Annotated in this window: 15 protein-coding genes; 13 read left to right on the forward strand and 2 right to left on the reverse strand. The window is 69.1% G+C overall.

The genetic code is table 11. The features are described from left to right. Nucleotide 1 precedes the first annotated feature (1 nt). The 8 genes from ACH4PU_RS14855 (at nucleotide 2) to ACH4PU_RS14890 (ending at nucleotide 6,556) form a co-directional block, all read left to right on the forward strand. The gene (locus ACH4PU_RS14855; RefSeq protein ID WP_398271371.1) at nucleotides 2-907 is read left to right on the forward strand and encodes a phage distal tail protein; all 906 of its coding nucleotides are present in this window, start codon (nucleotides 2-4) and stop codon (nucleotides 905-907) included. 13 nt (nucleotides 908-920) lie between these two features. Beyond that, on the forward strand, nucleotides 921-1,904 hold the full coding sequence (locus tag ACH4PU_RS14860) for a hypothetical protein (protein WP_398271373.1): 984 nt from the start codon (nucleotides 921-923) through the stop codon (nucleotides 1,902-1,904). A gap of 9 nt (nucleotides 1,905-1,913) precedes the next feature. Continuing rightward, nucleotides 1,914-3,008, forward strand: a complete 1,095-nt coding sequence (locus ACH4PU_RS14865) for a hypothetical protein (protein WP_398271375.1) — start codon at nucleotides 1,914-1,916, stop codon at nucleotides 3,006-3,008. After that, entirely contained in the window at nucleotides 3,008-3,712 is a 705-nt protein-coding gene (locus ACH4PU_RS14870) for a hypothetical protein (protein ID WP_398271377.1), read from the forward strand. The genes ACH4PU_RS14865 and ACH4PU_RS14870 overlap by 1 nt, the downstream gene beginning before the upstream one ends. Before the next feature lie 9 nt (nucleotides 3,713-3,721). Then, complete coding sequence (locus ACH4PU_RS14875) at nucleotides 3,722-5,110, forward strand: hypothetical protein (protein ID WP_398271379.1); 1,389 nt, start codon at nucleotides 3,722-3,724, stop codon at nucleotides 5,108-5,110. A gap of 69 nt (nucleotides 5,111-5,179) precedes the next feature. Next, nucleotides 5,180-6,007: a peptidoglycan-binding protein gene (locus ACH4PU_RS14880; RefSeq protein WP_398271381.1), complete on the forward strand. Its 828-nt coding sequence runs from the start codon at nucleotides 5,180-5,182 to the stop codon at nucleotides 6,005-6,007. A 61-nt stretch (nucleotides 6,008-6,068) separates the two neighbouring features. After that, nucleotides 6,069-6,305 carry a hypothetical protein gene (locus tag ACH4PU_RS14885; RefSeq protein WP_398271383.1) on the forward strand — a complete coding sequence of 79 codons (237 nt, stop codon included), beginning with the start codon at nucleotides 6,069-6,071 and terminating at the stop codon, nucleotides 6,303-6,305. Beyond that, nucleotides 6,302-6,556: a hypothetical protein gene (locus tag ACH4PU_RS14890; RefSeq protein WP_152265779.1), complete on the forward strand. Its 255-nt coding sequence runs from the start codon at nucleotides 6,302-6,304 to the stop codon at nucleotides 6,554-6,556. Before ACH4PU_RS14885 ends, ACH4PU_RS14890 begins: the two co-directional genes overlap by 4 nt. A gap of 446 nt (nucleotides 6,557-7,002) precedes the next feature. Here ACH4PU_RS14890 and ACH4PU_RS14895 read toward each other — a convergent pair whose 3' ends face one another. Beyond that, nucleotides 7,003-7,209, reverse strand: a complete 207-nt coding sequence (locus ACH4PU_RS14895; RefSeq protein ID WP_398271385.1) for a hypothetical protein — start codon at nucleotides 7,207-7,209, stop codon at nucleotides 7,003-7,005. A 347-nt stretch (nucleotides 7,210-7,556) separates the two neighbouring features. On the opposite strand from ACH4PU_RS14895, the gene ACH4PU_RS14900 reads away from it, so the two are divergent. The 5 genes from ACH4PU_RS14900 (at nucleotide 7,557) to ACH4PU_RS14920 (ending at nucleotide 11,519) form a co-directional block, all read left to right on the forward strand. Then, a complete protein-coding gene (locus ACH4PU_RS14900; RefSeq protein ID WP_398271387.1) occupies nucleotides 7,557-8,408 on the forward strand; it encodes a helix-turn-helix domain-containing protein in 852 nt (283 codons plus the stop codon). Nucleotides 8,409-8,415: 7 nt separating this feature from the next. Next, nucleotides 8,416-8,622, forward strand: coding sequence for a DUF397 domain-containing protein (locus ACH4PU_RS14905; protein ID WP_398271389.1), 207 nt, complete (start codon nucleotides 8,416-8,418; stop codon nucleotides 8,620-8,622). A 396-nt stretch (nucleotides 8,623-9,018) separates the two neighbouring features. Continuing rightward, nucleotides 9,019-9,423, forward strand: coding sequence for an NUDIX hydrolase (locus tag ACH4PU_RS14910; RefSeq protein WP_398271391.1), 405 nt, complete (start codon nucleotides 9,019-9,021; stop codon nucleotides 9,421-9,423). Between the two features lie 90 nt (nucleotides 9,424-9,513). After that, nucleotides 9,514-10,374 (forward strand): radical SAM/SPASM domain-containing protein, encoded by an 861-nt coding sequence (locus ACH4PU_RS14915; RefSeq protein ID WP_398271393.1) that lies wholly within the window; start codon nucleotides 9,514-9,516, stop codon nucleotides 10,372-10,374. An 11-nt stretch (nucleotides 10,375-10,385) separates the two neighbouring features. Continuing rightward, on the forward strand, nucleotides 10,386-11,519 hold the full coding sequence (locus ACH4PU_RS14920; RefSeq protein ID WP_398271395.1) for a methyltransferase domain-containing protein: 1,134 nt from the start codon (nucleotides 10,386-10,388) through the stop codon (nucleotides 11,517-11,519). Between the two features lie 40 nt (nucleotides 11,520-11,559). Here ACH4PU_RS14920 and ACH4PU_RS14925 read toward each other — a convergent pair whose 3' ends face one another. Further along, complete coding sequence (locus tag ACH4PU_RS14925) at nucleotides 11,560-12,027, reverse strand: glutathione peroxidase (protein WP_398271397.1); 468 nt, start codon at nucleotides 12,025-12,027, stop codon at nucleotides 11,560-11,562. Nucleotides 12,028-12,153 lie beyond the last annotated feature (126 nt).

Below are 12,153 nucleotides of genomic sequence, written 5' to 3' on the forward strand. Positions count from 1 at the left end.
GATGGCCGGAGAACGCGTCACTCGTCCAGGGCACATCCAGATCGGTGACGACCTGCTGCTCGGCCCCGGCACCCCGTACGGGTGGCGTTCCCTGACCGGGTGGGAGGAGTCGCCCGGTCTGGATTCGGGGACGGTCGCACGTGCCGATGCCCACGGCGGTTTTCCCGGCCGGCTGCTCGCGCAGCCGCGCACCATCACCGTCGAGGGGCTTGTCGTCCGGACGGAACCGGGTCTGATGGGGGCGGCGGTGCGCGACCTCGCCGCCGCCACCGCCCTACGGGACGACGAGCAGCCCCTCGTCGTCCAGCTCGACGCCGCGCCGCCGCTCATGTGCTACGCCCGGTGCATCCGCCGGGCGATCCCCGTCGAGGCCGGCGGGTACGCGGTCGGCGTTGTCGTAGGGGGCGCGCTTCAGTTCGAGGCCACCGACCCTCGGCGGTACTCGGTCGTCGAGCAGACCATCGAGACGCGCCTGCCGCAGCCCGAGCCGGGACTCGACTGGCACCTCGCCCCCGGCCCCGAACACCTCGCATGGCCGCTGGAGTTCGGCACACCCGGCTCGACGGGCACCATGACGGCCGTCAACAGCGGCGACGCCCCCGCGCATCCGACAGTGAGTTTCCGCGGCCCCGTCGAGCTTCCCTCGCTTACCAACATCACGACGGGCGAGGCCATTGAGTACGACATCGCCCTTGGCGACGGCGACGTGCTCGTCGTCGACACCGCGGCCGGGACGGTCGTTTTGAACGGCAGCGCCTCACGTCTGCACACGGTGACGGCGCGGAGCACGCCCGAGCAGCACTTCGTCATCACCCCCGGTACCTCCATGTTCGCCTTCCGGGCCGCCCCCTGGTCTACGGACCCCCGCGCCGCCTGCGGGATCACGTGGCGCTCAGCCCACTGGTAGAAGGAGAAACGCCATGTCCGTGCGTTCCGCATGGCTGCTGCCCACAGGGCAGACCCGAGAAGACACCCGACTCGCGCCCCTCGGCGTCATGACGCCCACCGGCGAACTGACCACGCAAGCCGGCGTGATCGCGGGCGGGCAGCCGCTCGCCGCGACGGGGGCCGGGCCGATGCAGGTGCAGATCGGCATCGGGCGTGCCATCGTCCAGGGCACTGCGCCGCAGGGCGCATACCCGGTGGCTGTCACGGCCCCGGAGACGATCACCGTGCCGGACGGGCACGCGCAGTACCCCCGCATCGACTCGGTAGTGCTGCGTGTCCTCGACGGCCTGTACGACACCTCCGAGCAGACCACCGCCATCGTCGACTTGCTCGGCGGCGAGGCGTCCCCGACCCCAACGGCCCCCACCATCACGGGTGCCGTCCTGCGGCTGTGGGATATCGCCGTGCCGGCGGGTGCATCGGCTGGCCTGGGCGGACTCGATTGGTCGAAATGCCTCGCCGACCGACGCCGCTTCACGGCCGCCTACGGCGGCATCATCCCCCGCGGCGGGCCCTCGGCTGAGGGGGCGTACGACGGACAGTACCGTGACGGCCCGGGAGGGCTGGAACGCTGGTCCGCCGCTTCCCGGTCGTGGGTGGCTGTGGTGCCGTCCGTCCCCTGGACGCAGGTCACCCTCGCGTCCGGGTATCAGCACGACGGGAACGCGCACGGCCCGGTCCGCTACCGCCGCCTGATGATCGGAGGCGTGCCCCACATGCAGTGGCGCGGCGGTGTCGGCTGGACGACGAGCACCCTGCCCGGTGACGGGTACATCCTGTCGGCGGCCCTGCCTGCGGACCTCCGGCCTGTCCGGCACGTCTCGCTCGTCGCCGCAGCCGGAGGGCAGCCGGTCAATATCGACTTCCAGCGCGGCGGCCTCGTGCGCATCATCGCCGCCGGTTCTGTTCGCACCTGGCTGTCTCTAATTAACCTGTCCTATCCGCTCGACGCGTGAGGGGGGCGGATGGCTACGTACCGCGTGCTGCTGTGCGACCTCATGTCAGATCAGTTGCTCGACGTTCTGCCGGTCGAACAGCTCGCCCTCGATGATTGGATCGGCAAGACGGGCGGCATGTCGGCCACGGTGCCCCTGCCCAACGCTGCCATTGCCGCCCGAACCCGCGCTTGCGTCATCCCTGGGCGTACGGCGGTATGGGTCGAGCGCGACCGCGATATCTGGTGGGGCGGCATCCTGTGGACTGCCGAGATCGCCAGCACGGAGCGTGGTGTTCTTTCGATGCACGTGCAGGCTGGTGGATGGGATAGCTACCTCGATCATCGAATTCTGTGGGAAACCAAGACGTACAAGCAGACAGACCAATACGACATTGTGCGCGACTTAATCGACCATGCGCAGGGAGTTCCCGGGGGCAACCTTCGCATCAGCTACGGCGAGGAGAAATCGAAAGTCCTACGTGATCGAACGTACAGTAAGTTCGACCTACACAAATACCGGGACTTGATCACTCAGCTTGGAAGCGTTGAGGGTGGGTTCGAATGGCGCATAACTTCGTACCGAAAACCCGATTCAGGCGAACGCGTCAAGCGCTTGCAATTGGGTGCGCCTATTCGCACAGGGGCGTCGGAGATTGTGCTCGACCATCCCGGTCCCGTACTTTCTTACTCGTGGCCTATCGACGCTACGACGATGGCGAATGCGTGGCGATGCCGCGGCGCTACGGATAACAGTAATGCGGTCGCCGATTCTGTCCCCATTATGTCCGCGCTGCTGGAACCCCCCTCCGAGGAATCTCTAGCAGGCTGGCCTCGCCTTGATGGCTCGTCGGATTACACGACGGTCGAGCGGCTCGCCACCCTCGACGCGCATGCCCGCGCAGACCTCGCGCAGGCTCGCACGCCGCGCACGATCCCGCAGGTCACCATCTACATGGATGGTCGCATCACCCCGGCCCTGCTCGGAGCCACGATCCGCCTGCGCATCCGTGACCTGTGGTGGGCGGAGGGGCTTACGCAGCGATACCGAATCGTCGGTCTCGCAATCACACCACCCGAGCGCGGACACGCCGAAACGGCGAAACTCTTTCTGGAGGCGGATTAGTGGCCAACGTCCCCCGCGATCTACTCGACCGAATCCGAGACCTGGAACGTCAGGTACGCGAACTGGCGGGACGTTCGCAGACCCGACCCGCCATGAATCAAGTCGTTAAGGGCGATCTTCGGGTAGGCGAGGGTGGCGCTTTCGGCGTCTACCCGCCCGGCAATAGGACCGCCATTTTTGCCACGGGATTTTGGGGTGGCACCGAGTACGGGATGGCTATTCGCCGCCTCGACGGCTCCCTCGCCCTTTCCGTCCGCAACGGGACCGACGACAAATTGCCTCAGCCACTAAGGCTTCACGACTCTCGGGGCGTGGAAATCTGGTCCGATGACGTGAGGAGCGGTGGCCTCGCTCGCCCCTTTCTCGGCCTGCTGCCCCCACAGAACACCAACCCCGCTGTGTGGCCGAAAACCTCAGAAAGCGGGTGGACTGCCATAGCGCGCAGCTTCAATATCACCTATCACCCGAAAATGCGGCTCTATATGGACACCGATGCGTCCAGCGGTACGGCAGGGCAGGTGCGCGTACGGCTCGACGGTGCGGAGTGGGGCCCGACCGTCGCGGCCGGCACCGCCTATGACTTCACCGGACCGACGCGGGCCGGGGTCGAGGGGCTCGTCGAGCTGCGCGTCGAGGCGCGCCGTACCAGCGGATCCGGAACCGTCGCTGCGTGCCCGGTGATGCTGTACGGGTGCATGTCGTGAGGGGGGAGCATGCTGCCTGAGTCCATCCCCACGGTGACCGTGACCGGCCGCTTTCTCTCTCCGGACGGCCGGCCGCTTGCCGGAGCGATCACCTTCCGCGCGCCTGCTCAGCTCACCTTCTCCGCCGCCGACGTGATCCTCGGCGGGCCCGTCGTCGCCCCGCTCGACGCGCAGGGGCACGTCGAGGTGACCCTGCCCGCCACCGACGCCCCCGGCATGGACCCGACGGGATGGGCGTACACCGTGACCGAGCAGCTCGCCGGCGTGCCCGCGGGCCGGTCGTACGCTGTCCTCCTCCCCCGGAGCGTTCCGCGCGTCGACCTCGCCGACGTCGCGCCGGCGGATCCGGGCAAGCCCAACTACATACCGGTCACGGGCCCGGCCGGACCCAAGGGTGAGCAGGGACCGCCCGGCCCGTCCGGTCCACAGGGTCCGCCCGGCGCTCCGGGTGCACCGGGCCGCGAGGGCGCGGCCGGTCGGGACGGCTCCCCCGGTGCTCCGGGCGTCGTCCGGTCGGTCAACGGCGTCTCCGCCGCCGCGGTCGTCCTGTCCGCGGCCGATGTGCGCGCCGTGCCGGACACCGCACCGGGTGCCCCCGGCGGCGTCGCCACCCTCGACGCCGCCGGGAAGGTCCCGGCCTCTCAGCTCCCGCCGAGCAGCGGGGGCGCCGTCGTCTCCGTCAACCAGCGGACGGGCGTCGTCGTGCTCACGGCCACCGACGTGGGGGCCGTCCCCGCCACGGCCCGCGGTGCTGCGGGTGGCGTGGCGACCCTTGCCGCCGATGGCCGGGTGCCCGCCGAGCAGCTCCCGCCCCCTGCGCCGTTGCTCCCTGGCACGTGGATGCCGGACGACTACGGCCTGCGGGCGTGGGCGTACGACCTGTCGGCCGGCTCGCGCGTGCCCGGGGATCGGCCGTCCGAGGCCGGCAGGCTCTACCTCGCCGCCGTCCCCCTGCGTACGGCCGCCACCATCACCACCGTGGCTGTGCACGTCATGGGCTACGACAAGCCCAACTCGACGGTCACGACGTGCGCCCTCGGGATCTATGACCGGTCCCTGCGCCTCGTCGGACAGGCACCCGCCGCCGCGGCGACGCTCCCAGAAGTGCACACGGTCGGGGGGCAGCTCGCCGCGGTCCCCCTGGCCTCGCCCGTTGCACTCGCCGCCGGCAGCTACTACGTGGCGATCCTGATCAGGGGGTCAGGCACGACGGTGCCGTACCTCGCCGCTACCAACTGGGGTGCGACCGCAACGACTTCCGGCGCGCAGGCCGTCGACCGCGCCGGCGTCTCCCGGTGGCTCCAGACGAAATCCACGGCGCTCACCAGCCTGCCCGCATCGCTCGCCAGCAGCGATATCGGCGAGGGCCAGACGTGTTACTGGGCCGCCATCGGCTGATCCCCACGCCTCACATCCGCATCTGCCCCGGGCTCCGCCCGGGGCTTACTCATGCCCATAGGAGGTTCAATGTCCGTCGCGCAGCGCGTGATCGATGTCGCCCGCGCCGAGATCGGGTACCAGGAAGGCCGGTCCGGTGGTCACTGGAACAACAAGCAAAAGTACAGCGGCCAGGTCCCCGGGTTGGAGTGGTCCAACTTCCAGCCTTATTGCTCGACTTTCGTCTCGTGGTGCTTCCGCAAGGCAGGTGCTGCGGAACTCGCCCCGGTGACCGCTTCCTGCGCCGAGGGGGTCCGGTGGTTCCAGGACCGCGACCGGTTCACGGAGTACCCCGTGATCGGCGGTCCCGTGTACTTCGGCCCGGCCGGGAGCTCCCACGTGGGTATATGCGTCGCCTACACAGACAGCACGATCACGACCATCGAAGCCAACACCAACGTGAGCGGCTCGGCCGAGGGCGACGGGGTGTACCGCAAGTCGCGCCCCCGGCACAGCGATTACGTGTACGGGTACGGCATCCCTGCCTACCCCGAGGGCGTCGTGCTCGCCGCTCCGGAGTGGCGCCGCCGGCCAGGCGTCACGTTCTTCGCGCACGAGGCGTCGGCCGCAGACATCCCGCACGGCAGCAGCAAGCCCACGCCGGCGCCCGGCTACGAGCCGTTCCCCGGCGCCGAGTTCTTCCGAGACGAGCCGGACTCGCCGATCGTCACCGCGATGGGCCGCCGCCTCGTCGCCGAGGGCTGCTCGATGTACGAGGAGGGGCCCGGCCCGCAGTGGAGCGACGCGGACCGCCACTCGTACGCACGTTGGCAGCGCAAGCTCGGCTACTCCGGGGCGGACGCCGACGGGTGGCCGGGCCGCGCGTCCTGGGATGCGCTGCATGTCCCCCGGTCGTAACCCTGCCCGCCGGCCGCCGCCACACCGCGGCCGGCACCGTCCCCTGAGAGAGGAACTGCTGATGACCACCGCCAACGTACGCACCCTGCGCACCGTCCTCCAGACCGCCGTCGCCCTCGCCGTCGCGCTCCCCGCGATCGTCGACGCATCCGGCATCCCGTCCACCCTGCCGTGGGTCGCCGGAGCCCTCGCGGTCGCCGGCGGCCTCGCCCGCGTCATGGCCCTGCCCGCCGTCGAGGCCCTGCTCGACCGCGTCGGCCTCGGCCTGAACGACCGGGAGGGAGGCCCACCCGCGTGACCGACCCGACCCCCTCAGACGTCGCCCTGGAGCTGGAGCGGCTGCGGGGCGTCGTCGAGGTGGGGTTCGCCCGCGTCGACGGCGCCCTCGCACTGCTCGTCCAACGCAACGACCAGACCGACCGGCTGCTCGCCGACCACGAGCAGCGCCTCGACGACCTCGAACGCGCACGGTGGCCGCTGCCGAGCCTCGCCGCGCTCGTCGCCCTCGCCGCACTCCTTGTATCCGTCTGGCAGACCGTCGCCCACTGAACGCGCAGCGCCCCCGCACCGGCTACGGCCGGCGCGGGGGCGCCTTTTTCGTTGTCCGGCCGGCCCTCGACCGACTGCCGGTCGGGGGCCGGTCTCCGGGGGTTCACCGCACGGGTCACCTGTACGGCTACCGGTGCGGGAGGCCCCCCGGTCTGTTCCGCCCGCCCCCTCGTCGCCGGGCGGAACAGAGTCGCAGGCGCAGCGCCGCCCGGCGGGACGGGCGCGCGTGGCGAGCGGGCGGGATGACGACCTGGGCGTCGTCCGGCACGACAAGCACCGTGATCGGGTCGGCGTAGCAGTAGCAGCGGTACCGCAGGCCGGGCGCATGGAGGGGCGCCGGCGTGCACGCGCGGTGCGGGTCGGGCATGACCCGCCACATGATCAGAAGGGCGAGGCCAGAGAGGGACAGCGCGATGACCACTGCCCCGATGACCACCTGCCGCGTTTCAGCGCTGAGCACGTGACCACCCCCGCCGCGTCGCTCTCCAGAAACGTCGGATGGCGGCCCGCCGAGCGGCGGGGTACCCGTCCCGCGGGTACACGACGAGGTCGCACTCGTCGGCAAGCTGATAGGCGAGATCCTTGGCCAGCTTCGGCGGCAGCTCGACGACGAGCGTCGTGTCGAAGACGAGCCAGAAATCGCGTTCTGCCAACGGGTACCGGCGCCCGAAGACGCTTACGATCGCCGTTCGGGGTTTGATCACAGGATCACCGGCCCCGTGATCGCGGACGGCTTGGTGCGCAGGGTTGAGCTCATGGTTCCTCCCTCGCGGTCGGTCCGCGCTGCCGCCGTCGTCCGTGGCTCTGGCCACCTCCCGGGACGCCCAACGGGCGTGCACATGGCTGCACTTCGGTCGAACTGGACTGGCGCGGTGCTGCCAGGACCATAGGGGGCAACTATGCTCCGGGGCAAGGGTGCTCCCCCCTTCCGTCGTCCCTAGGTAGACCCATGACACTGTTGCGGGGCAGACTCAGGGGCGAACAAAAGGGGAAGGGACTCATGCCACCGAGGGACAACCCGACCGCCCGACAGGCGCGACTCGGGAAAGAGCTGCGGAAGCTGCGTGAACGCGCGGACAAGACGGCCCGTGAGTCCGCCGGCCTCCTGTCTGTCGATCAGGCGAAGATCAGCCATATCGAGGCAGGACGAGTTGGCGTCAGCCCGGAACGCATTCGACGCCTAGCCACGTTTTACCAATGCACCGATGAAGATTTGATCGAGGCTCTATGCGACATAGCACAGGAGCATCGCGGGAAACACTGGTTTGACGAGTACCGGGGCATCCTTGCCCCCGGCTTCTTGAATTTGGCGGAACTAGAGCTACACGCCCGCGCCATGCGATCTCTTACCAGCGTGACTCTGCCCGGCCTATTCCAGACGGAGAACTACGCCCGCACCCTTTTCTCGGGTGTAACGCCAAAGCTACCGTCAGACGAGGTCGAGGTGCGCGTCGAGCATCGACTCAAGCGGGCCGCGATCTTCGTTCAGAACCCGGTGCCCTTTACGGCGATCATTCACGAGGCGGCCCTACGCATGCGTTTCGGGGGACGCCAGGTGGCACGCGAGCAGCTTGACTACCTGATCGAGGCCTCAAAGCGGCAAAACGTGACAGTTCGCGTCATCCCGTTCACAAATGAAGAATTCATTGAGGTTACACAGCCCGTTCTCTATGCGAACGGTCCGGTGCCTCAGTTGGACACAGTGCAGATCGACAGCGCCTTTGGCGGCAGCTTCCTTGACGCCGAGGCGGATTTGCAAAAGTACCGGATGCTACTTGATATTGCCGAGCACGCATCGCTCGATCCGGAAGCGTCGCGACAGATCATCCATCACATCGCAAGGGAACTGTGACCGAGCAATGAGCGCGTCGGAAGTTATCGAATGGCAGAAGTCGTCTTTCTCCGGGGGCGGCGGGGAAAACTGCGTCGAGCTTGCGCAGTATGACGGCAGTATTTTGATGCGCGAGAGTGACGATCCGGGCGCCATCATCACAACAAGCCGCGAGAACCTTCGTGCCTTCCTGCTGGGAGTCAAGGCCGGCGAGTTCGATCACCTCATCGAGTAGGGCCATGGACCAACGATGCCCCCCGCCCGGTTCGGGCGGGGGGCTTTGTCATATGCCAGTCCGCAAGCTTGCCCCGGAGCAGACTTGCCACCCACTTAGGCGTAGCAGTACCGTCGCTCTGCGTCGCAGTCAAGGGCCGATCAGTAACAAGGGTGGGCCCCGACACGCGTAAGTCCGGCTGTTTGCTGCCTACTTGGAAGCGCGTCCCTCAAGAGAAACCCCTCGGCCACGCTGCCCCTCCGACGCACCGCCAAGGGGCAACCATGGCACTTCGGCAGGGGGGAACATGGTGCACGCAGCCGAAACTGCCACCGGCGTCAACGGAACAAGGTTGCCCGTCACATGCCCTAACCGTCAGGCGCGACGCTTCAGCCGTCTCGTGCAGGAAAGAGAGCCATGCCCGCCGCCTTCATCGCCGGACTCGCACACATCCCCGACACCACCGGGCGTCTCCTCATGCTGAAAACGGAAGATGGTGGCTGGCGACTCCCCGGCGGGCCGGCCCTTCCCGAGGAGACGGCCCGGCACGCGGTGGCCTACCACGTCCGACGTGCCTTGCAGATCCGCATCATGCCCCGGTTCCTGCTCGGGGTGGAACCGAGCGATGGGTTCACGACCTACCTCTTCGCCTGCGACCCCCTAAGCGCCGACGACATCGCCCGCATCAAGCTGCCGAGCGCGAGCTCGGACATCACGGCGTTCGCGTTCGTCGACTACCCGGGCATCGCCGAGGGCGGCGTCGCCGACCACGAGCACCGACTCATCGTCGAAGCGAACGACGCCTTCAAAGGAACTGACTAGGGCGAACCGGGCGTCCGCGGGGGACAGCCCGGAGCAGTCCCACCACCCGGCCGAGCCACCCGGGCCCGGCCACCAGCCGCAGGAGGACCCATGACAACCTCCGTACAGGCACAACCCATCACCGGCGTTGAATCGGTCGAGTGCGAAATCACCGCCAAATGCGACCTTGAGTGCGCCCACTGCTGCACCCTGTCCGGTCCCCGCCAGACCCACGGCACGATGTCCCTCACCGACTGGACATCGGCCGTCGACCAGATCGCCGAACTCCACATCCCCATGGTGCAGTTCATCGGCGGCGAGCCGACCCTCTACCCCCACCTGCCCACCCTCGTCGAGCACGCCCTCGACCGCCGCCTCGGCGTCGAGGTGTACTCGAACCTCACCCACGTCCGGCCGTCATTGTGGTCCCTGTTCGAACGTGAAGGCGTCCGGCTCGCCACCAGCTACTACAGCGACGACCCCGCCCAGCACGAGCAGATCACCGGCGGCCGAGGCAGCCACGCCCGCACCCGAGCCAACCTCGTCGAGGCCCTGCGGCGCGACATCCCCCTGCGCGTCGGCATCGTCGAGGTACTCGACGGGCAGCGCGTCAACGAGGCCGAGGCCGAACTGCGCACCCTCGGCGTCCTGAACATCCGCGTCGACCGAGTGCGCGCGGTAGGCCGCGCCGCCGGCTCCACCGCCGCGCCATCCGTAGACGAGCTGTGCGGGCGCTGCTACCACCAGCGGGCCGCGATCTCCCCCGACGGCGAGGTCTACGGCTGCATCCTCTCCCGCAACTTCCCAACCGGGAACGTGAAGCAGGACAGCCTCGCTACCGTACTCACGGGGCCCCGGTGGGCGGAGATCGCCGAGCGAGTCCCCGACGCCCGCAACGCCTGCACCCCGGACGACAGCAACGACTGCGACCCCGCCAACACCACCGCATGCGCCCCCGCCTTTCCCAAGTAGGAGCCGCCCCCGTGGACTGGAAGCCGCACGCCGTCGCGCTCGCCGAGCGCGTCACCCACACCGCATCCCGGTGGCGCACCGCCGTCGCCACCACCCCGCGGCACCTCGTCGTCCCCCGCTGGTGGGAGAACGGGCCCGCCGGCCGCACCCTCGTCGACGGGCCCGCCGACGAGCAGCGGTGGCTCGCCGCCGCCTACAGCGACACCTCCCTCATCACCAGCGTCGGCCCGCTCCACGCCGACCACGCCAAACCCAACGACCACCCCACCGGCCTGCCCACCTCGTCCGCGACCCTGCCCAGTCTCGTCGTCCAGATGTTCCAGCACGCCCGGATTGGCGACGACGACACCCTCGCCGACATCGGCACCGGATCCGGCTACGGCACCGCCCTCGCCGCCCGCCGACTCGGCGACGCCCGGGTCACCAGCTTCGACGTCGACCCCTACCTCGTCGACGCCGCCCGCGACCGCCTCGACGCCATCGGCCTACGACCGACCGTCCAGGCCCTGGACGCCACGGAGACGCTCCCCGGGGAGTTCACCCGCATCGTCGCCACGGTCGCGGTGCGTCCCGTACCCGCGGCGTGGCTCGCCGCGCTGCGGACCGGCGGACGCCTGGTGACCACGATCGCCGGCACGTCCCTGCTCGTCACCGCCGAGAAGACCGAGGACGGTGGCGCCCTCGGCCGCGTCGAGTGGGACCGCGCCGGCTTCATGCACACCCGCACCGGACCCGACTACCCCCCCGGCCTCGACGACCTGCTCGCGGTCGCCCACGACCACGACGGAGACGAGATCACGACCGGCCGATACCCCGTCGTCGACGTCGCTTCCGCATGGGACCTCGCGTCCATGCTCGACGTCACGACACCCGGCATCCAACACCGCTACGAAGAAGGAGCCGACAGCGGCCGGACGGCCCTGATGGCGCACGCAGACGGATCCTGGGCCCGCGCGGTGGCCAAGACCCCCGACGGCCCGCCCACGGTCCACCAGGGCGGCCCCCGTCGCCTCTGGGACGCGCTCGACGCGATCCGAACCGACTGGCTCATGACCGGCGAGCTTCCCGTGCGCGGCGCGAAGGTGATCATCAAGCCCACCGGTACGACCTACCTCGCCCGCGGCAAGTGGAGTGCGAAACTCTGATCAAGGATGAGGGCCCCGGTACCGTCCGGTACCGGGGCCCTCATTTGTCCTGCTCAGCCCTGTCGTGGCTCCTCAATGGCCAGCGGCGGTGTTCTTTGGAGAGGAAACCCTCGAAATTCCAGCGGATGTCCCCGGTGTGCCCCTCGGCGTCGGGCGTGTCCACGAGTCCGGCGTACAGCGGGTGCCGCTGTTCGCCGTTGACGTCGGTCTTCTCCGTCAGCGGGAACGTCACACCGTAGGTGGCCGAGCAGAAGGTGGCGATCTCGTCCGCGCTGCCGGGCTCCTGGCCCATGAACTGGTTGCAGGGAACGCCCAGCACGGTGAAACCGCGGTCGGCGTATCGCTGCTGGAGCTTCTCCAGCGCGGCGTACTGCGGGGTCAGCCCGCACCGGGAAGCGACGTTGACGACGAGGACGGCCTTGCCCCGGTACTGGGCGAGGTCGGCGGGGCCGCCGGCGAGGGCGTCGATCTCCACGTCGTGAAAGGCGGGGGAAGAGGGGGCGGGCATATGCGCTCCTTGTGTCGTCCTCGTCGGACCGGCCGCCGTCGGGTCGGCCCGATGCCTGCTGTCTACGGAAGCGATTCTTCCCGACGGACGTCCCACGGCGCGCCGGCCCCTCCCCTTCCCTCCTCC

The organism is Streptomyces sp. NPDC021100 (assembly GCF_044333095.1).
GTDB lineage: Bacteria > Actinomycetota > Actinomycetes > Streptomycetales > Streptomycetaceae > Streptomyces.